Annotated in this window: 18 protein-coding genes; 13 read left to right on the plus strand and 5 right to left on the minus strand. The window is 70.8% G+C overall.

From position 1 onward, the window contains the following. Genes ASE01_RS08055 through ASE01_RS08065 form a run of 3 tightly spaced genes read left to right on the plus strand, consistent with a single transcriptional unit; the run spans window position 1 to window position 2,217 of the window. Window positions 1-1,233: an NRAMP family divalent metal transporter gene (locus tag ASE01_RS08055; RefSeq protein WP_056749656.1), complete on the plus strand. Its 1,233-nt coding sequence runs from the start codon at window positions 1-3 to the stop codon at window positions 1,231-1,233. After that, window positions 1,233-1,910, plus strand: coding sequence for a hypothetical protein (locus ASE01_RS08060; protein WP_056749657.1), 678 nt, complete (start codon window positions 1,233-1,235; stop codon window positions 1,908-1,910). Before ASE01_RS08055 ends, ASE01_RS08060 begins: the two co-directional genes overlap by 1 nt. A 37-nt stretch (window positions 1,911-1,947) precedes the next feature. Further along, a complete protein-coding gene (locus ASE01_RS08065) occupies window positions 1,948-2,217 on the plus strand; it encodes a hypothetical protein (RefSeq protein WP_056749658.1) in 270 nt (89 codons plus the stop codon). Window positions 2,218-2,236: 19 nt separating this feature from the next. Here the strand turns inward: ASE01_RS08065 and ASE01_RS08070 are convergent, their stop codons facing one another. After that, a complete protein-coding gene (locus ASE01_RS08070; protein ID WP_235535913.1) occupies window positions 2,237-4,012 on the minus strand; it encodes a dolichyl-phosphate-mannose--protein mannosyltransferase in 1,776 nt (591 codons plus the stop codon). 45 nt (window positions 4,013-4,057) lie between these two features. On the opposite strand from ASE01_RS08070, the gene rsmI reads away from it, so the two are divergent. The 6 genes from rsmI (at window position 4,058) to ASE01_RS08100 (ending at window position 10,828) form a co-directional block, all read left to right on the plus strand. Further along, a complete protein-coding gene (rsmI, locus tag ASE01_RS08075; protein ID WP_056749659.1) occupies window positions 4,058-4,894 on the plus strand; it encodes a 16S rRNA (cytidine(1402)-2'-O)-methyltransferase in 837 nt (278 codons plus the stop codon). After that, window positions 4,887-5,765, plus strand: coding sequence for a TatD family hydrolase (locus tag ASE01_RS08080; RefSeq protein WP_056749660.1), 879 nt, complete (start codon window positions 4,887-4,889; stop codon window positions 5,763-5,765). Before rsmI ends, ASE01_RS08080 begins: the two co-directional genes overlap by 8 nt. Window positions 5,766-5,990: 225 nt before the next feature. Then, window positions 5,991-7,151: a transglycosylase family protein gene (locus ASE01_RS25235; RefSeq protein WP_321164120.1), complete on the plus strand. Its 1,161-nt coding sequence runs from the start codon at window positions 5,991-5,993 to the stop codon at window positions 7,149-7,151. A gap of 75 nt (window positions 7,152-7,226) precedes the next feature. Further along, complete coding sequence (rsmA, locus tag ASE01_RS08090; RefSeq protein ID WP_056749661.1) at window positions 7,227-8,105, plus strand: 16S rRNA (adenine(1518)-N(6)/adenine(1519)-N(6))-dimethyltransferase RsmA; 879 nt, start codon at window positions 7,227-7,229, stop codon at window positions 8,103-8,105. Next, on the plus strand, window positions 8,098-9,015 hold the full coding sequence (locus ASE01_RS08095; RefSeq protein ID WP_056749662.1) for a 4-(cytidine 5'-diphospho)-2-C-methyl-D-erythritol kinase: 918 nt from the start codon (window positions 8,098-8,100) through the stop codon (window positions 9,013-9,015). Before rsmA ends, ASE01_RS08095 begins: the two co-directional genes overlap by 8 nt. After that, window positions 9,008-10,828 carry an ABC-F family ATP-binding cassette domain-containing protein gene (locus ASE01_RS08100; RefSeq protein WP_056749663.1) on the plus strand — a complete coding sequence of 607 codons (1,821 nt, stop codon included), beginning with the start codon at window positions 9,008-9,010 and terminating at the stop codon, window positions 10,826-10,828. Before ASE01_RS08095 ends, ASE01_RS08100 begins: the two co-directional genes overlap by 8 nt. 42 nt (window positions 10,829-10,870) lie before the next feature. Here the strand turns inward: ASE01_RS08100 and ASE01_RS08105 are convergent, their stop codons facing one another. Further along, a complete protein-coding gene (locus tag ASE01_RS08105; protein WP_056749664.1) occupies window positions 10,871-11,359 on the minus strand; it encodes a MarR family winged helix-turn-helix transcriptional regulator in 489 nt (162 codons plus the stop codon). Window positions 11,360-11,425: 66 nt separating this feature from the next. On the opposite strand from ASE01_RS08105, the gene ASE01_RS08110 reads away from it, so the two are divergent. Genes ASE01_RS08110 through ASE01_RS08125 form a run of 4 tightly spaced genes read left to right on the plus strand, consistent with a single transcriptional unit; the run spans window position 11,426 to window position 14,019 of the window. Further along, on the plus strand, window positions 11,426-12,337 hold the full coding sequence (locus ASE01_RS08110) for an alpha/beta fold hydrolase (RefSeq protein ID WP_056749665.1): 912 nt from the start codon (window positions 11,426-11,428) through the stop codon (window positions 12,335-12,337). Further along, window positions 12,334-13,110, plus strand: a complete 777-nt coding sequence (locus ASE01_RS08115) for a methyltransferase domain-containing protein (protein WP_056749666.1) — start codon at window positions 12,334-12,336, stop codon at window positions 13,108-13,110. The genes ASE01_RS08110 and ASE01_RS08115 overlap by 4 nt, the downstream gene beginning before the upstream one ends. After that, on the plus strand, window positions 13,107-13,529 hold the full coding sequence (locus ASE01_RS08120; RefSeq protein WP_056749667.1) for a VOC family protein: 423 nt from the start codon (window positions 13,107-13,109) through the stop codon (window positions 13,527-13,529). Before ASE01_RS08115 ends, ASE01_RS08120 begins: the two co-directional genes overlap by 4 nt. Before the next feature lie 10 nt (window positions 13,530-13,539). Next, complete coding sequence (locus ASE01_RS08125; protein ID WP_056749668.1) at window positions 13,540-14,019, plus strand: hotdog fold domain-containing protein; 480 nt, start codon at window positions 13,540-13,542, stop codon at window positions 14,017-14,019. A 76-nt stretch (window positions 14,020-14,095) separates the two neighbouring features. Here the strand turns inward: ASE01_RS08125 and ASE01_RS08130 are convergent, their stop codons facing one another. The 3 genes from ASE01_RS08130 to ASE01_RS08140 form a co-directional block, all read right to left on the minus strand. Then, window positions 14,096-17,866 carry an Ig-like domain-containing protein gene (locus ASE01_RS08130; protein ID WP_082605909.1) on the minus strand — a complete coding sequence of 1,257 codons (3,771 nt, stop codon included), beginning with the start codon at window positions 17,864-17,866 and terminating at the stop codon, window positions 14,096-14,098. Between the two features lie 171 nt (window positions 17,867-18,037). After that, window positions 18,038-18,907: an amino acid ABC transporter permease gene (locus ASE01_RS08135; RefSeq protein WP_157537175.1), complete on the minus strand. Its 870-nt coding sequence runs from the start codon at window positions 18,905-18,907 to the stop codon at window positions 18,038-18,040. Beyond that, on the minus strand, window positions 18,904-19,587 hold the full coding sequence (locus tag ASE01_RS08140; protein ID WP_056749671.1) for an amino acid ABC transporter permease: 684 nt from the start codon (window positions 19,585-19,587) through the stop codon (window positions 18,904-18,906). The genes ASE01_RS08135 and ASE01_RS08140 overlap by 4 nt, the downstream gene beginning before the upstream one ends. Window positions 19,588-19,666: the final 79 nt, after the last annotated feature.

Below are 19,666 nucleotides of genomic sequence, written 5' to 3' on the forward strand. Positions count from 1 at the left end.
GTGAAGCGCTACTTCGCCGTCCTGCTCGGCGTGCTCACCGCCATCGGCGGCTTCGTCGACATCGGCGACCTGGTGACCAACGCCCAGGTGGGCGCCCGGTTCGGCTGGTCGCTGGTGTGGGTGGTGGTCGTCGGCGTCGTCGGCATCTGTGTGTTCGCCGAGATGTCCGGACGGATCGCGGCGGTGAGCCACCGGGCGACCTTCGACCTGGTGCGCGAGCGGCTCGGACCACGGATGGGTTTCCTCAACCTGGTCGGCTCGATGCTGGTGACCTTCCTGACCTTCATCGCGGAGATCGGCGGTGTCGCGCTCGCGCTGCAGCTGGTCAGCTCGGTGCACCACGTGCTGCTGGTGCCCTTCGTCGCGGCCGCTGTCTGGATCGTTCTCTGGCGCGCACGGTTCTCCTCGATCGAGAACGTGCTCGGGCTGCTCGGCCTGAGCCTGATCGGCTTCGCGGTCGCGCTGTGGCAGCTCGGACCGGACTGGGGCGACCTGGTGGCCCAGCTCTCCCCGGCGGAGAAGCCCGGAGCGGAGAGCTGGCTCACCTACGCCTACTTCGGGGTGGCCCTGTTCGGAGCCGCCATGACGCCGTACGAGGTGTTCTTCTTCTCCAGCGGCGGGGTCGAGGAACGCTGGACCCACAAGGACATCGGCGTGATGCGGGCCAACGTGTTCATCGGGTTCCCGCTCGGTGGGCTGCTGTCGATCGCGATCGCCGGGTGTGCCGCCGTGGTGTTCCTGCCGCAGGGCATCACGGTCGAGACCCTCGGCCAGGTGGGGCTGCCGGTCGGCGTCGCCCTGGGCAAGATCGGGCTGGCCGTCGTCGTCCTCGGCTTCTTCGCTGCGACCTTCGGTGCTGCCTGCGAGACCGGACTGTCCGTGGGCTACAGCCTCGCGCAGTACGCCGGCTTCCAGTGGGGCAAGTACGTCCGGGTCCGCGATGCCGCCGCGTTCCACGTCGTCCTGCTGGTCGCGACCGTGCTCGCCGCCGGAGTGCTGCTCACCGGTGTCGATCCGATCATGGTCACCGAGATCTCCGTCGTCTTCTCCGCGATCGCCCTGCCGCTGACCTACTTCCCGATCCTGGTCGTCGCGAACGACCCGGACTACGTCGGGGAGCACCGCAACGGGCGGCTGGCCAACGTTCTCGGCGTCGCCTACCTCGTCATCATCGTCCTCGCCTCGCTCGCCGCGATCCCGCTGCTCGTGATCACCTCGATGGGACAGGGCTGATGACCTACGACGCCGCGCTGCACCTGCTGGACAGGCAGATCGTCGACGAGGAAGGTCGGCTCCTCGCGAAGGTCGACGACGTCGAGCTCCGCGTCGATCCCGACGGATCGATCCGGCCGAGCGGCCTGCTGGTGGGAATGCCCGCCGTCCTGCCGCGCCTGGGCCGTCGGGTCGGTCACCGCCTGACCCGGCTGCACGTCGAGCTGCGCCCGGCCGCCGAGGACCGGGGACGTCCGCTGGTCGTCGACATCGACCGCATCGCGTCGCTGACGAGCGAGGTGAGGCTCTCGGGCGACGGACGGGGCAGCCTCCGCCGGCTGTCCGCCGACCGGGCTGCGGCCGGCGACCGGTGGCGACTGGGCGAACTCCTGGGTACGCCGGCCGCCGGGCCCGGACTGCACCGGAAGTCGGTGGTGCTGGACGTGCGGATCTCAGGGCGGCCGGGCGAGAGTGGTGAGCACCGCGTTGCCGCGCTCGTCGTCGGCCCGGGCCGCTCCGGCGCACTGCTCGGCTACGACCGCACCAGCGACCTGGGCCCGGCGCTCATCGCCGCTGTCGTGAGGTGGATGCATCGACACGCTCGGGTGGTGGAGCTCGGCCCAGAGGTCGAGATCGACTGCGCCGCGGGGCGGGTGCGGATCGGAGCGGGGGCGTCTTTCCTCCCGCTGCGCGGGTAGCGATGGACAAAGCACCCGGTCAACCGAGGAGGAAGACATGCCCGCCAAGCAGCACGGCCACGGCATCACGAACCCCGACGTCTACGAGGCGCTGCGCGACGACGGCGCGAGCAAGGAGAAGGCCGCCCGGATCTCCAACGCGATGAAGTCCGAGGGCGCCTCCACCGTGGCGCGGCGCGGAGGCGAGTCCGAGCCCTACGACGAGTGGACCGTCAAGGACCTGCGCAAGCGGGCGAGCGAGCTCGACATCGAGGGACGCTCCTACATGAAGAAGGATCGGTTGATCAAGGCGCTCCGCGACCACTGACGCGTCGCGCGCACGAGCGCTACACCCAGCGGGAGAACCAGATGCGGTCGAGCCACTCGCTGTGGGTGAGCATCTGGTTGGTGAAGATCGGCCAGAACCACGCGAAGTTCACCAGGGTCAGCACCACGAAGGCGCCGCCCACGATCACACCGGTCGTCCGTCGCGCCGACGGCAGCCGGGACGGCCCGATCAGGTGGCCGATGGACAGGGTCACGGCGAGCACGAGGAACGGCAGGATGGCGATGCCGTAGAAGATGAAGATCGGCCGTTCGTCGTACAACATCCAGGGCAGCCAGGTGGAGAGCGTGCCGACGACGGCGACGCCGTACCTCCAGTCCCGGGCGCCGATCCACATCACCACCGAGAAGAGCAGGGCGATGATGCCGCCCCACCAGAGCACCGGCGTCGGCATCAGCACGACCTGCTTGATGCAGTCGCTGTCAGCGGGCGCGTCGCAGCCCTTCGCGTCCGGCGAGATGTCGTTGGTGACCGCGACGCCGACCGGGCGGTTCACGAGCAGCCAGCTCGACGGCTTGGACTCGTAGAAGTGTTCCGAGCAGTTCAGGAAGTGCGTGTGGAACGTGTAGACGTCCTGGTGGTAGTACCAGAGCGAGCGCAGTGACTGCCACGCCTCCCCGATGCCCGTGGCGTCCTTCTCGTCGGCCGTCGGCCACTTCTTCGAGTCGTCGAGATCGGTCGCCTGGTAGGAGTCGTCGTCCTTCGCGCACTGGCCCTGGCCGGTGTACTGGCGGTACTGCGTCGAGCTGAGCTCGTCCTCGTACTCGTTGGCGTGCAGCAGCCAGCCCGTCCAGGTCGCCACGTAGACCAGACCGCCGATCACGACGAGGTGGACGAAGGCGGGCAGGCCGTCCGCGACGGCGCCCTTGAGGACCGCCCAGCGGATCCCGAGCGAGCGGCGTGCCCCGGCGCTCCAGAGCCAGCACAGGACGCCGAACGCGGCGAGGGGGTAGAGGGCCGTCCACTTGGTCCCGATCGCGAGGCCGAAGCAGATCCCGCCGGCGAGCAGCCACGGACGGAACAGGACGCGCCCGCCCCAGCCCTGCAGGGTGCCGTCCTCGGCGCGGAGGGCGCGTTTCGCGAGCCGTCCGCGCAGCCAGTCGCGGTCGGCGACGATGCAGGCGACGCCGCAGAGCAGGAAGAGCGCCAGGAAGATGTCGAGCAGCGCCAGGCGGGAGAGCACGAAGTGGAGTCCGTCGAGCATCAGCAGGACGCCGGCGACGCAGCCGAGCATCGTCGAGCCGGTCATCCGCCGCACCAGCCGGCACATCACCAGCACCATGAGGGCACCGGCGACCGCGGAGGCGATCCGCCAGCCGAACGGGTCCATGCCGAACGCCTTCTCGCCGAGCGCGATCAGCCACTTGCCGACGTCGGGGTGCACGGCCAGGGACGGGTCTCCGGTCCAGACGCCCTGCGTGTGCCCGGCGAGGATGTCGTCGTTGATCTCGTTCTTGGGATTGCCGTCGGCGTCCTTCAGGTACGTCTGGATGAAGCCGTTGTTGAGCAGCGACCAGGCGTCCTTGGCGTAGTACGTCTCGTCGAAGGCGAAGCGCTTCGGGTTGTCGAGGTCGATCACCCGCAGGCCGAACGCCAGCAGCGTGATCGCGATCGGGCCCAGCCAGCCGACGAGGCGCTGGTGGCCTCGCAGGCGACGGAGCGGGCCCAGGGCCCGGTCGATCGCGTGCGGCACCCGGCGGCCGTCGGCCGTCGTGGACAGGGTCGTCAGGCTGCTGGGGCCTGAGGTCCTGGGCGTCTCCCGGTCGACGACGGTCACGGTGGGGAAGCCTACGCGGAGCCGGGTGGCTGCGAGGATGGTCGGGTGACTGGAGTCCTCGTGCTGGCAGGTACGCCGATCGGCCAGGTCGGCGACGCGCCGCCGCGACTCGCTGCGGAGCTGGCCGGCGCCGACGTCGTGGCCGCCGAGGACACGCGGCGACTCCGGCGCCTGACGAGCGACCTCGGCATCGAGCTGAGCGGTCGGGTCGTCTCCTACTTCGAGGGCAACGAGGCCGCGCGCACCCCGACGCTCGTCGAGGCGCTGCTCGCGGGGGAGCGCGTCGTGCTCGTCACCGATGCCGGGATGCCGAGCGTCTCGGACCCCGGCTACCGACTCGTGGCCGCCGCCGTCGAGGCCGGCATCCGCGTCACGGCGGTCCCCGGGCCGTCGGCGGTGCTGACCGCCCTCGCCGTGTCGGGCCTGCCCGTCGACCGCTTCTGCTTCGAAGGGTTCCTGCCCCGCAAGGCGGGGGAGCGGTCCCGTCGGCTGGCCGACCTTGCCGCCGAGCAGCGCACGATGGTCTTCTTCGAGGCACCGCACCGCACTGCGACTGCGCTGGCCGCGATGCGGGACGCCTTCGGTCCCGACCGCGCCGCCGCGGTCTGCCGCGAGCTGACCAAGACCTACGAAGAGGTACGCCGTGGTCCGCTCGCCGAGCTCGTCGACTGGGCTGCCGAGGGCATCCGGGGCGAGGTCACGGTCGTCGTGTCGGGAGCGACGCCGGGAACGGCCGTCCAGAACGACCCGGACAGCCTGCGCGCGGCGGTGGCGGGACTCGAGGAGTCCGGCATGAGGCGCAAGGACGCGATCGCCGCCGTCGCCGTACAGGCAGGGATCCCGAAGCGGGAGGTCTACCAGGTGGTGCACGTCGATGAGTGAGCAGAGGACCGAGCGGCCGCCCGTGCCCGAGCCGCTGCCGCACCCCGTCGTCGACAACCACTGCCACCTCGACATCGGCCGGGACGGCGAGCCGTGGGCCGTCGGCGAGGCGATCGCCACGGCAGCCTCGGTCGGCGTGACCCGGATCGTCCAGATCGGCTGCGACCTGCCCGGCGCCCGGTGGGCGGTCGAGGCGGCTGCCGCGCACCCCGAGCTCGTCGCCGGCGTGGCGCTGCACCCCAACGAGGCGCCCCGGATCCTCGAGCGCGGCGGACGGGCGGCGCTCGAAGCCGCCTGGGACGAGATCGACCTGCTGGCCGGCGCGCACGACAAGGTGCGTGCCGTGGGGGAGACCGGACTCGACGCCTTCCGCACCGGCGAGGAGGGACGGGCCGTCCAGGTCGAGTCGTTCCGGCGCCACATCGACATCGCCCGCCGGCGCGACCGGACCCTGGTCATCCACGACCGGGACACCCATGCAGAGATCCTCGAGGTCCTCGACGCGGAGGGAGCACCGGACCGGTGGGTGATGCACTGCTTCTCCGGTGACGCCGACTTCGCCCGGGCCTGCCTGGACCGCGGCGCGCACCTGTCCTTCGCCGGCACGGTGACCTTCAAGAACGCCGAGCCGCTGCGCGAGGCGCTCCGGATCGCGCCGCTGGACCGGATCCTGGTCGAGACCGACGCGCCGTACCTCACCCCATCGCCCCATCGCGGACGTACCAACGCGTCGTACCTCATCCCGCTCACGGTGCGCGCGATGGCAGCGGTCCGGGGCGAGGACCTCGAGGTCCTCTGCGCCGCGATCGACGCCAACACCGAGGTGGCCTTCGGCGGCTCCTGGCATCCGGAGAGTGCTAACAAGAGCTAGCACCACGGCGTGAAACAGGTCACGTCGCAGGCGGGGGCCGACCCGGGACAAGGTCCCGACGAGTTGCTTTTCGGTGGGTGCGCTTGTTCTGGTGGAGGTGACGGCCGGGATCGGAAGCATCATCTCGACCAGTTCCCACGGGGTCCGGACCACGCTTCAGCAGTGGAGCAGGGTCCGGGTCGAACTGGTCGGCCGAGGCCCGGACAGTACGACGTTCGGAGAATCGTGCGACTTGCGCACCCCACCCTTGCCCGGCGCCTGAAGGCGCTCGTCCAGCAGCTGGCCCAGAGTCGCGTCGCCCTCGTGGCGACGATCGTCGGAGTCCTCGTCGCCGTGTCCACGGTGACCTACGGCTACTCCTCGCTCAGCACCGAGGTCACCCTGTCGGTCGACGGCAAGGACCGCACGGTCAGCGTCTTCGGTGACACCGTCGAGGACGTCCTGCAGGCCGAGGGGATCGAGCTCGGTGACCGGGACGTCGTCCAGCCCGGCGTCGAGGAGACGATCGAGGGAGGCGACAGGATCGCGGTGCGGTTCAGTCGCCCGATCGAGCTGACCGTCGACGGCGAGACCAGCACGCACTGGGTGACCGCGACGAGCGTGCAGGGCGCGCTCTCGCAGATCGGCTTCCTGTACGCCGACAGCCGGCTCTCCACCAGCCGCAGCATGACGATCAGCCGTGGCGGCACCGAGATCGAGGTCGTCACGCCCAAGACGATCGTCTTCGCCCTCGCGGGCAAGAAGGCCGTCAAGCGTGAGGTCGCGGCACTGACCGTCCAGGACGCCCTGGCCGAGGTCGGGGTCGAGCTCGACGAGTACGACAAGGTCCGCCCCGGTCGCAGCACCGAGGTTGCTGACGGCGCCCGCATCGTCTTCACCGACATGGCGGTCCGCAAGCGCGTCGTCGACGGCGAGGTCGTCAGGGCCCCCGTCAAGGAGGTCGAGGACGACTCGATGTTCGAGGGCGAGCGCACCGTCGTCACCGACGGCGCCGATGGTGTGCGCGACGTGACCTACAAGGTGATCGTGCGCAACGGCAAGGTCGTCGACCGGGTCGTGCTGACCCAGGACGTCACGAAGAAGCCGACCACCGAGGTCGTGCGGGTCGGCACCAAGGAGCCGGCCGCCAACTTCGCCGGCGGCAACTCCGTGTGGGACCGCCTCGCCCAGTGCGAGTCCGGCGGCAACTGGGCCATCAACACCGGCAACGGCTACTACGGCGGTCTCCAGTTCAGCCTCGGCACCTGGCGCGGCAACGGCGGACCGGGCATGCCCCACCAGGCCTCCCGCGAGACCCAGATCGCCATCGCCACCAAGGTCCGCAACGCCTCGGGCGGCTACGGCGCCTGGCCGCACTGCGCCTCGGTCCTCGGCCTTCCCCGCTGATCGCACCTCATCGATCACGGCTGCAGGGACCGCTGCGAAGCGGTCCCTGCACTGCCGTGCCGATAGCCTGACTGCATGCCCGACACCTCCGCCCCGCGTCTGCTGGGTCCGTCGGAGATCCGGGAGCTGGCAGCCCGGCTGGACCTGCGCCCGACCAAGCAGCGCGGCCAGAACTTCGTCATCGACGCCAACACCGTGCGCCGCATCGTGCGCGAGTCCGGCGTCGTGGACGGCGAGGTCGTCGTCGAGGTCGGTCCCGGGCTCGGGTCGCTGACCCTGGCCCTGCTGGAGGTCGGCGCCAGCGTCACCGCCGTCGAGATCGACCGCGTCCTCGCGGACGAGCTCCCCGCGACGGTCGCAGCCTTCGCGCCCGACCACGCCGACCGCCTCCGGGTGGTGCTGGCCGACGCCATGAGCGTCGCCGAGCTGCCCGGTCCGCCGCCGCAGGCACTCGTCGCCAACCTCCCCTACAACGTGTCGGTGCCCGTGCTGCTGCACCTGATGGCACTGCTGCCCTCGCTCGAGCACGGGCTCGTGATGGTCCAGGCCGAGGTCGCCGACCGGCTGGCCGCACCCCCGGGCTCGAAGACGTACGGCGTGCCGTCGGCCAAGGCCGCGTGGTTCGCAGAGGTCCGGCGGGCGGGCTCGATCGGTCGCAACGTCTTCTGGCCAGCGCCCAACGTCGATTCCGGGCTGGTGGCCTGGAAGCGGCGCGAGCCGCCGACGGACCGGGTCACCCGCGAGCAGGTCTTCACGGTCATCGACACCGCCTTCTCCCAGCGACGCAAGGGCCTGCGCGGCGTGCTGCGCGGCATCGCCGGCGGTCCCGAGCAGGCCGAGGCGGCCCTGCGCTCCATCGGGCTGGACCCGCTGACCCGTGGTGAGGCGCTGGGCATCGACGAGTTCGTCGCGTTGACGATCGCGCTCCAGGAGCAGGGGGCCGGCCATGAGTGAGGCGAGGGTCGAGCCGACCCAGCGCGTCACCGTGCGCGCGCCCGCCAAGATCAACCTGCACCTCGGCGTCGGCGCTCGCCGCCCCGACGGGATGCATCCGCTGGCGACGATCTACCAGGCCGTCGGCCTGTACGACGACGTCACGGTCACCGACGCCCCGGCGTGGTCGGTGGGACTCACTGCTCCCATCGACGGCGTCCCGCTGGACGAGGAGAACATCGCGATCCGCGCCGGCCGGGCGCTCGTTGCCCACCACGGCCTGGACCTCGCCGCCCGGATCACCATCGCCAAGGGCATCCCGGTGATGGGTGGGATGGCCGGCGGTTCCGCCGACGCGGCCGCCACCCTGCTCGCGCTGGACCGGCTGTGGGACCTGCAGACCTCGGACGAGGACCTGCTCCGGATCGCCGGCGAGCTCGGCAGCGACGTCCCCTTCGCACTCGTCGGTGGCACCGCGCTCGGCACCGGTCGCGGCGAGGTCGTCACGCCGATCGCCGACAACACCTCGGTCTGGTGGGTGGTCGTGCTCTCCGACGAGGGCCTGTCCACCCCGGCCGTCTACCAGCACTTCGACCAGGTCACCCCGGACGCCGCGGCCGAGCCGCCGGTGCCGCAGGCCCTGGTCGCTGCCCTTGCCGACGGCTACACCGACGAGGTCGGTGCGTTGCTGGCCAACGACCTGTGGCCGGCTGCCCGCGACCTGCGACCTGACCTGGTCGACGTCGAGGACCAGCTCCGGTTGCTCGCCCCCGACGGAGTGCTGCTCTCCGGATCGGGGCCCACCCTGCTCATGCTCCATGAAGATGTCGAGGAGGCTCGGGTGGCTGTGGCCGACCTGCGCGAACGCGGATTCCGATGCACGATCGCTCCCGGCCCGGTGGCCGGCGCGCACGTGGTGACCTATGCCTGAACCGACCAGCCTGCTCAACCTGGAGCGGGTCTCGAAGTCGTACGGCGTCCGCCCGCTCCTGACCGAGGTCTCCCTCGGCATCGGGGCCGGTGAGCGGATCGGCATCGTCGGACGCAACGGTGACGGCAAGACGACGCTGCTGCGCCTGATGACCGGCACCGAGGAGCCCGACGCCGGTCGGGTCTCGCGCCAGCGCGGACTGCTCGTCGGGGTCCTGACCCAGCGCGACGACTTCGAGGACTCCCACACGGTGCGTGAGGTGGTCCTCGGCGGCATGGCCGACCACGAATGGGCGGCCGACGGACGCTCGCGCGAGATCGTCGAGGTCCTGCTGGCGGGTGTCGAGCTGGACCGGACCATCGCGGGCCTGTCCGGTGGTGAGCGCCGTCGGTGTGCCCTGGCCGGCCTGTTGCTCGGCGACCACGACCTGATCATCCTCGACGAGCCCACCAACCACCTCGACGTCGAAGCGGTGGCCTGGCTGGCCGCCCACATGGCCGGCCGGTCCTCCGCGCTGGTCGTCGTCACCCACGACCGCTGGTTCCTCGACGCGGTCTGCCAGCAGACGTGGGAGGTCCACGACGGTGTCGTCGACCTGTACGACGGCGGGTACGCCGCCTTCGTGCTGGCCAAGGCCGAGCGGCAGCGCCAGGCCGGTGTCTCCGAGCAGCGTCGCCAGAACCTCGTCAAGAAGGAGCTCGCCTGGTTGCGTCGCGGAGCTCCGGCCCGGACCGCCAAGCCGAAGTTCCGCATCGATGCCGCCAACGCCCTGATCGAGGACGTGCCGCCGCCGCGCGACCGGCTCGAGCTGCAGAAGTTCGCGACGCAGCGGCTCGGCAAGGATGTCGTCGACCTCGAGGACGTCGACTTCGTCCGTGGTGAGCGCACGCTGCTGAAGCAGGCCACCTGGCGCCTGGGTCCCGGTGACCGGGTCGGCCTGGTCGGCGTGAACGGTGCCGGCAAGACCTCGGTGCTGTCGCTGATCGCGGGTGCGGCCACGCCCTCGGTCGGCAAGGTCAAGCGGGGCCGCACGGTGGCCCTGGAGCACCTGACCCAGGACGTCGAGTTCGATGACCCGGAGTCCCGGGTGCTGGCCACGGTCGAATCGATCCGGCGCGTCACCAAGACGGTCGACGGCGAGATCACCGCGACCTCGATGCTGGAGCGCTTCGGCTTCACCGGCGACAAGCTGACGGCCCGGATCGGCGACCTGTCGGGTGGCGAGCGGCGCCGCTTCCAGTTGTTGCGGCTGCTGCTGACCGAGCCCAACGTGCTGCTCCTCGACGAGCCCACCAACGACCTCGACATCGAGACCCTCAACGTGCTCGAGGACTTCCTCGACGGCTGGCCCGGCACGCTCGTCGTGGTGTCCCACGACCGGTACTTCCTGGAGCGCGTCACCGACTCGGTGTGGGCGCTGCTCGGAGACGGCCAGATCTCGATGCTGCCGCGGGGGGTCGATGAGTACCTCGAGCGGCGCAGCGCGGCGATGCACCTCACGGTCAGCCCGTCGGCATCGAGCACGGCGACCACGGCGACCACCGGGGCGTCGGCCGGCGGCGGCTCGGGTGCCGGCTCGAAGAAGGCCAAGGCCGGATCTGCGGAGGAGCGCGCGGCGAGGAAGGCCGTGGCGCGCCTCGACAAGGTCCTCGCCCGGCTCACGGCCCGCGAGGTCGAGCTCACGGCCGAGCTGACCACCCATGCGAGCGACCCGGACCGCCTCACCGAGGTCTCCCGCGCGTTGGGTGAGCTGCACGGCGAGCGGGAGGTGGCCGAGCTCGAGTGGCTCGAGGCCGCCGAGGTCCTCGAGTAGGACGCCTCAGTCGGCGAATCAGTCGGCGAATCAGTCGGCGAGTCAGTCGGCGAACGGGAGCAGCAGGCGCCGCAGCAGGTCGGCGAGCTCCTTCTGGTCCCGGGTCGACAGCCCGGTGAGCAGGTCCCGCTCGGCGTCGAGCAGGGCGGCGAAGGCGCCGTCGACGGCGTCCTTGCCCTCCGGGGTCAGACGGACCAGCACGCCCCGGCGGTCGTTGGGGTCGGGGTGGCGCTCGACGAGCCCGCGGATGGTGAGTCGGTCGACGCGGTTGGTCATCGTCCCGCTCGTCACCAGCGTCTCGCGCAGCAGGCGGCCGGGGGAGAGCTCGTAGGGCTCACCCGCGCGACGCAGCGCGGCGAGCACGTCGAACTCCCAGGGCTCGATGTCGTGGGCGGTGAATGCCTGGCGCCGGGCCCGGTCCACGTGGTGGGCCAGCCGCGAGATCCGGCTGAAGACGGACATCGGGCCGAGGTCGAGGTCGCTGCGCTCGCGCGCCCACGCCTCGACCAGCTCGTCCACCTCGTCCCGCATGGCGCGAGTCTAGCGGTCCGGTCGAGAATCTTGATGTCGAGATAGTGGGAGTCGTAGGGTCACCCCGTGAGCCAGTGCACGACGGAACTCGACCGGGTCGTCCTGACCAGCCTCGTCTGGGGAGGGATCGACGACGCGGAGCGGCCGCTGGCCGTCCTGGTCCACGGCTTCCCCGACACCGCCCACACGTGGCGGCACCTCGGACCGGCCCTCGCGGAGGCGGGGTATCGCGTCATCGCCCCCTTCACCCGCGGCTATGCGCCGAGCGGGCTCCCCGCCGACGGCAGCTTCCACGTCCCTGCGCTGATGGACGACGTCCTCGCGTTGCACCGGGCCCACGACGGCGACGACCGTGCCGTGCTCGTCGGTCACGACTGGGGCGCGATCACCGCCAACGGCATCGCCGCCTCCGATGCCAACCCGTTTGCGTCGATCGTGTCCATCTCGGTTCCGCCGTTCACCACGATGAATCCGCGCCGCGACGACCTCGGCCGCTGGTTGCGGATCCTGCCGCGCCAGGCGGGGATGAGCTGGTACACCCTCTTCAACCAGGTCCCGCACCTGCCCGAGCGCACCTTCGACCGTCTCGTCGCGCACCTCTGGCGGCACTGGTCGCCCGGGTACGACGCCACCGTCGATCTCGCGCACCTGGCGGCTGCCCTGCCCGACGACGCCCACCGTTCGGCTGCGATCGGCTACTACCGCGCCCAGCCCCGCGCCTGGCGGCTCCCCGCCCGCTACCAGCCTCTCGCCCGTGACTGGGTCGCGGAGCCGAAGGTCCCGTTGCTCTACCTGCAGGGAGCCGACGACGGCTGCCTCGACGCACGCTGGGCGGGGCGGGTCGAGGGCAGCCTGCCGGAGGGCAGCAGGGTGGCGGTGATCGAGGGTGCCGGGCACTTCGTGCAGCTCGAGCGCCCCGACGTGCTCAACGCGCTGGTGCTCGACCACCTCCGCGAGCGGCAGCAGGCGCAGCGGTGAGCACCTGGGACCCGGCGCGCTACCTCACCTTCGCCGACGAGCGTGGCCGCCCGTTCGTCGACCTGCTCGCCCGCGTCGAGGCGGCCGCTCCGGCGGTCGTCGTGGACCTCGGCTGCGGACCGGGCAATCTCACCGCCCTGCTCGCCCAGCGGTGGCCGGAGGCGAGCGTCGTGGGCATCGACTCCAGTCCGGAGATGATCGATCGCGCCAGTGCGGACGAGCCCGGGGTGGGCTTCGCCGTCGCCGATCTCCGCGACTGGCTCGCTGCCGCCGCGCCGGGCGGGGTCGACGTCCTCGTCTCCAACGCCACCCTGCAGTGGGTCCCGGGCCATCTCGAGCTGCTGTCCGATCTCGTCCGTGCGGTGGCGCCGGGCGGCTGGCTGGCGTTCCAGGTGCCGGGGAACCAGGACGCGCCCAGCCACACGCTGCGCGACGAGCTGGTCGCGCAGGAGCCCTACGCCACCCATGCCGCCGGGGCGGCCCATGTCGCGGCGCACGACGCCGAGACCTACCTGCGGGCGCTGCGCGGCCTCGGCTGCGAGGTCCAGGCGTGGGAGACGACCTACCTCCACGTCCTGCAGGGCCCGGACCCGGTCTTCGCCTGGGTGTCGGGCACCGGACTGCGCCCGACGCTGGCGGCGCTGCCCGACGACCTGCGCCCGCGCTTCGTCGAGGAGCTCAAGGCCCGCCTGCGCGCGGCCTACCCGGACGACGGCCACGGCGTCGTCCTCCCGTTCCGTCGCATCTTCGTCGTCGCCCGGAGGCCCGCATGAGGATCCACCACGTCCAGGTCGCCTGCCCGCGCGGCGGCGAGGACGACGCCCGCAGCTTCTATGCCGGAGGCCTCCAGATGACGGAGGTCGCCAAGCCGGCCGAGCTGGCCGGGCGCGGCGGCTGCTGGTTCCGGTCCCACGACGCCGACGGCTCGACCACCGCCGAGATCCACGTCGGCGTGGAGGAGGCCTTCGCCCCGGCGCGCAAGGCTCATCCCGCGTTCCTGCTCGCGTCGGTCGCGGAGCTGGAGAGCGTCGGTGGGCGGCTGGCAGCCGCGGGCTTCGAGGTGGACTGGCGCGAGCGACACACCTTCGAGGGTCACGAGCGGTGTCACACCTTCGACGCGGCGGGCAACCGGGTCGAGCTGCTGGCCAGCGTGCCGGAGGACACCTTGCCGGACGTTGTTACTCACGAGTAATGTCTGGCCCATGACTCAGGTCCACAACCTCTGGAAGACGACGACCGGCCTTCCCGTCGTCGGCAGCACCCTCGGCAAGCGCGTGTTCTCGATCGCGTTCGCCCAGAAGGCGCCCTACTTCGCGACCATCCACCCGCGGGTGACCGAGCTCGGCCCCAACCGCTGCGAGGTCGTGATCCCCAAGCGCCGCAGCGTGCAGAACCACATCGGCACGGTGCACGCGATCGCGATGTGCAACGGCCTCGAGATGGCGATGGGCGGGCTGGCGGAGTCCACGATCCCCGGCGACAAGCGCTGGATCCCCAAGGGCATGTCGATCTCCTACACGGCCAAGGCGACGGGCGACGTCACCTGCATCGCCGAGACCGACCAGGCGCAGTGGGACGCCGCCGAGGGCGACCTCCCAGTGCGCGTCAGGGGAGTGCTCGCCGACGGGACCGTCGTCATCGAGGGCACCATCACGCTCTGGGTGACCAGCAAGAAGAAGTGACCTCGCGGCCGTGAGGCCGGACATGCAGAACGGGCGGGGCCATCGGCCCCGCCCGTCCTGCATTCGCCGGTGTGGATCAGCGGCGCAGGCTCACCACCCTGATCGGGGAGGATGCCCGCTGGTAGGTCGCGCTGGCCGGCAGCACGGTGCGGAACCGCAGGAAGGACGCGCTCCTCGGCGCCGTGGCGGTGACGACCAGGTTGGCCTTGCCGCCCACGACGTTCACGGTGCCGACGGTGCGGAAGGTGCCGTTTCCGACGGCCATCTGCACGACCGCCTTGCCGGTGATCGGCGTCGCCGCGACGGAGCCACTGGCCCGCACGCCGACGGTGATCCTGGCTCCTCGACGCACGGAGCTGGTCGAGGTCGCCCGGAGCACGATCGCCTTGCGGGTCACGACGTACTCCGTCGAGATGGGTCCGCCGGCGGCGAGCTCATCGGTCCCGGAGTAGCGCGCCGTGATCGTGTGGGTGCCCACCGCGAGCTTCGCCGACAGGGCGACCACGACGGTGCCGTCAGCGGGGACGGGGTGGTCGGTGGCCGTGCCGTCGATGTCGACGGTCACGGTGCCGCCCTCGCCGCCCGGGACCGAGACCTTGACCGTCGACTTCGTCCCGAAGCTCGCCGTGCCCGCGGAGACGGACAGCGCGATCGCGGACTCGCCTCGACTGAGCGCGAAGGTGATCACGTTCGACGTCGAGGACTGAGCCGTGTCGGTCTGGCCGAACACCGCGGTCAGCTCGTGGGTGCCTGCCTTGAGGCCGGGAACCGTCAGGGTGGCGACCCCGTCCTCGGTGGAGGCCGTGCCCAGCGAGGTGGTGCCGTCGAAGAACTCGACCGTGCCCGCGGTGTCGGGACCGCCCACCGTTGCGACCAGGTCGAACGGCCGGTTGATCGCGACCTCGTCCGGCGACCAGGTCAAAGTCGTGGTCGTGGCGTCCAGGGCGGAGAAATCGCCCTCGGCGCGCAGGCCGGTGGCTGCGGCCACCGCGGTCACCGCGGTGGCACCGCGGGTCACGTCGGCCGGAACCGTCAGGGTGGCCGTGGCGATGCCCTCGGCGTCAGCGATCGCGGAGACGCTCGCGATGCCCTCAGGGGTGAAGGCGACCGACTCGCCGGGACGGAAGCCGCCCGCGGTGAGCGTGATGACGTCGCCCGGCAGCGGGGTGCTGTCGCTGGCCGTGATCGAGCCGGTCTCGCCGAGCGAGGCGAGCTCGGCACACACGTCGCCCGGGACGCCGTACGCCGGCAGCGGGCTGCCGCTGGTCACGCCGTCGTCCTCGCGGACCGTGGTGAACACGACCGCCTTCGGGCCCATGACGGCGCCGCTGGTGTTGATGACGCTCGCCTTGATGGTGGTGCCGTTGGTCGCGCTGGCGGCGAGGTCGCCGTTGAGGGTCGCGGTGACGACCTTGCAGGTCTCGCCGGGCTCGAGGACGACCTTCTCCATGGCAACGCCCGCCCGGCCCGTGGTGGAGCCGAGCAGGGAGACGTAGCCGGTGGCGCGGGTGCTGGACGGCTTGCTGAGGGTCACGGCGATGTCGTAGGTGCCGGGACCGTTCCCCTCGTCGACGAAGGGTGCGTAGACGCCCAGGGCCGGCTCGGCGCCGGCGGCGGGGGTGCCGACCGACGACGACTCGAAGGCCAGGTCGGACAGGTAGGCCGCGCCGGTGGTCGTCGCGTCAGAGGCAGCGGCACCGGTGAACCGGATCTCCCGCACGTCGGTCAGGTCGATGCCGGCCGCGGCGAGGTCCTCGTTGGGCACGACGACCTGCTGGAGGACCAGCTTCTTCAGGGTCGAGGTACTGGTGGCGGTGGCCGAGGACGGCAGGCGTCGCAGGGCCTGCGGGTTGATCGCCGAGACCAGCGAGCTGTACGTCCCGCCCTTGCCGTCCAGGACGGTGAGGGTGAGGTCGGCGTCCGTGGCGACGGACTCAGCAGCGGCGATCTTGAGCGAGAGCCGGTCGAAGCGGCTGACGTTGCGACCCGCGGTGGGCATCGCGACGCGCAGCTGGTCCGTGGGAGTGGTCCACGTCAGCTGGGTGACCGGCGTCGCCGGGACGTTGCCGCCGTTGCTGGCAGGCGTCCAGTGCGGGACCGTGGAGGAGGCCATCGCCGAGGTGGCGCACGCCGGCAGCGACTGCGAGACCGTACGGCCGGCCAGGCTGGCGCAGACGGTGGCGGTGGCAGCGCCCGAGGTGCGGATCAGGGAGCTGGTCGACTCGAAGGTCGCGATGGTGGAGCGTGCCGAGGAGGGGGCGGTCGCCTGGGTGCGGATGTCCTCGTCGCCGAGCACCTCCGGAACCGAGCCGGTGCCGTCGAACATCGGCAGGAACTGGTCCTCGCCGCCGAGGGTCATCCGGAACCAGGCGGTCATGTAGACGGTGCCCTGGTCGTACTGCTCCTGCGGGGTCATCCGGATCGAGGTGGCCGCGACCGTGGGATCGGTGCCACAGGTCGGCTCGGTACGACGTGCGGTGCTGTTGCTCCAGTCGTCGCTGACGGCGTTGGTGTAGACGCCCGGGGTCCAGACCGTGTTGTAGAAGTTGTGGTTGGCGCCCATCGCCCAGGTGCCCGTGCGCAGCGAGTTGTCGCCGAAGGCGTAGCGCGAGTCGTCCAGCATGTGCTGGCCCTGCTGGTTGGAGACGTCACCGTCGCAGTAGGGGAGGATCACGTTCATCGCGACGTCCGGCACGGTCATCCGCGCGAAGTCGACCGGTGCGAGCGGCAGGATCGACTCGATGCCGATCGGCTCCTCGCGCTGCGTGTTGAGGACAGCCGCGTAGGTCACGCCCTCGCCACCACGGGAGTGACCCATCATGCCGACGTGGTCGAGGTCGAACCTGCCGACCAGGCCGGCCGGCGTGACGGTGTCGAGGGGCTCCGGTGCGGTGACGAAGCCGTCGGCGCGCTCGGCAAGTGCCTGGGTGCCGGCGGTGAGGGCGTCGGCCAGGCTGACGTCGGCGTCACTTGCGTCGTCGTGCAGCACGACGGACGTGCCGGTGTTGGCGTCCTCGAGCAGGTCGAGGGTGTCCAGGATCAGCTGTCCGCGGGCCTGGGCGCCCTGGTCGGCGGCGAGCTGGTTGTCGTTGGCGTTGACGGCGTTCGCGGAGATGGACACGACCGAGTAGCCGCGGCTGGCCAGCGCGCGTGCCGTGCCGTCGTAGCCAAGGTAGCTGGGGACGGACTTGCGGCCACCAGCGCAGGGCCAGGTGTTCGAGCTGCCGGTACCGCTGCCGTAGCACCAGGTGTGGCGCCCGTGCAGGAGGAGGACGACGGGCCGCTCGCCGCCGGTGGTGGGCAGGTAGAGCTTGCCCTCGACCTCGCCGCGGATGCCGCCGATGGCGGCCAGGTCGATGGACTGGTCGCCGAATTTGTAGATCGACTCGGTCCACTCGAAGTTCCCGGAGGCCGACGGGTCGGCCTCGAGTGCTGCGGCGTTGCTCTCCTCCGGCAGCACGGCGGCCGCCGTCCTGGTCGAGCCCGAGTCGGACCGACTGGCCCAGCCGGACTCGATGGAGGACGCGTTCGCGACCGAGCGGTCGGTGGTGAAGACCGTCAGCGACCGTCCGTCAGCCGACTCGGTCGCCAGACCGATGCTCTCGCCGTCGACCTCGATCGTCGGGGCGTCGGAGACGACGGGGAGCTCCTTGTCCAGCTCCACCGTCACCTCGTAGCCACCGGGTGCGGTGGTCACCGACCACCCGTCGCCGTCGGCGACCGGATCAGGGGCGGCCGAGGCCGCCGGGGTGAGGGACGAGAGCGGGACGAGTGCGGCAAGGGACAACGGCAACGCGAGCGCGACCGAAGCCACCGACCGCCGGGACCGGCGGAACACTGGTGACATGGGGGACTTTTCTCCTTGGCGGGCCTGCACGCCCGAGAAGTCACCCTTCAGGTGACCCGGCGCCCGCTCACCCTCGCCGCCAAGTGTTTCTGAATCGTTTCAAGCAAGCGACCCCCGAGGTTGCCGAGGGGTCGCCGAAAGTAAAGTCTTCGCGACCGTCGTGAGAACGGGTCAGATGGTCCCGCCGGCGCCGCCGGCGCCACCGTTGAGGTTGCCGACCGCCGTCAGTTCGAGCGGCTTCTTCTCGCCGACGTAGCGCTTCTGCAGCCAGTTGGCGAGCAGGGTGAGCAGCAGGTTGACGGTGATGTACAGCGCGGCCACGACGAACATCGTCGGCACCCGGTTGTTGAACTCGAGGTAGATCTGCGTCCCGACCTTGGTCAGGCCGGGCGCGAGCACCAAGGTGCCGAGTGCGGTGTCCTTGAGTGCCACGATGCACTGGCTGACCAGGGCTGGCAGCATGATCTTCACGCCTTGAGGCAGCAGGATCGACGACATCACCTGGGTCTTGCGCATGCCGATGGCGTACGCCGCCTCGCCCTGCCCCTTCGGCACGGCGTTGATGCCGGCGCGCAGCACCTCCGCGAGCACGGCACCGTTGTAGAGGGTGAGCGCGATGACGACCGCCCAGAACGAGCTGTTGTCCTGCTTGATGCCGAGGCTGAACCAGGTGAAGACCATGAGGAGAAGCACCGGGACGGCACGGAAGAACTCGACGACGATCGTCGCCGGCCAACGGATCCAGGCGTGGTCGGAGAGCTTCGCGACGCCGAAGACGACGCCGAAGACGATGGCGCCGAGGATGGCGCCGAAGGCCATCTGCAGGGTCTTGAGAAGGCCGTCCACCAGCAGCGCCCGGATGAAGTCGGGGGTGGTGAACACCTCCCACTTCTTCTCGTAGTCGAACTGTCCGGCGTCGTTGAAGCCGTCGTAGATCCACCACGCCAGTCCGAGCAGGACCACGGCGGTGCCGAGGGCGTAGAGGCGGTGGCGAACGACCGTCTTCGGGCCGGGCGCGTCGAAGAGAACGCTGTTGCTCATGCGATCCGCCACTTCCGCTCGAGCCGGCTGGCCGCGAACGACAGCAGCAGGACCAGGATCACGTAGCCGAGCGCGAAGAAGATGAAGATCTCGGTGCGCTGCGAGCTGAAGTTGTTGGTGAAGCGGCGCATCTGACCGACCGCCTCGAGGATGCCGAAGGCGGCTGCCACCGAGGTGTTCTTGAGCATCGCGATCTGCACGCTCGCCAAGGGAGGTACGGACGCCCGGATGGCCTGCGGCAGGACCACCTGGGTCATCGTGCCGCCGAAGGTCAGCCCGACGGCGCGGGCCGCTTCGGCCTGGCCGAGGGGCACGGCGTTGATCCCGGAGCGCAGCGCCTCGCACACGAAGGCGGACGTGTAGAGCGTCATGCTCACCACCGCGGCACCGAAGGCCTCGGTGAAGTCGAACTGCCCGATGTGGACGTCGAGGAAGCTGAAGGTCAGTCCGAACATCGGCGCCGCAAAGGAGAAGAAGGCGAACACGACGACGAGGGGGGTGTTGCGCACGAGCGTGACGTACGTCGTCGCAGCGGCCCGCATGATGGCGACCGGGCCCACGCGCAGTGCGCACAGCAGGGTCCCGAAGAGCATCGAGAGAACGGCGGCGATCACGAACAGCGTGACCGTGTAGCCGAAGCTGCGGAAGTACAGGTCCCAGTTCTCGGTGATGGCGTCCACGCGGTGCCTCCTCCCAGCTCGTCGGTCTCGTCGGGTCGGTCGTGCCGCGGTTGCGGGCCCCGGGCCGGGTGGCCTCGGG

Origin of the sequence: Nocardioides sp. Root190 (assembly GCF_001428565.1) — a bacterium.
Classification (GTDB): domain Bacteria; phylum Actinomycetota; class Actinomycetes; order Propionibacteriales; family Nocardioidaceae; genus Nocardioides.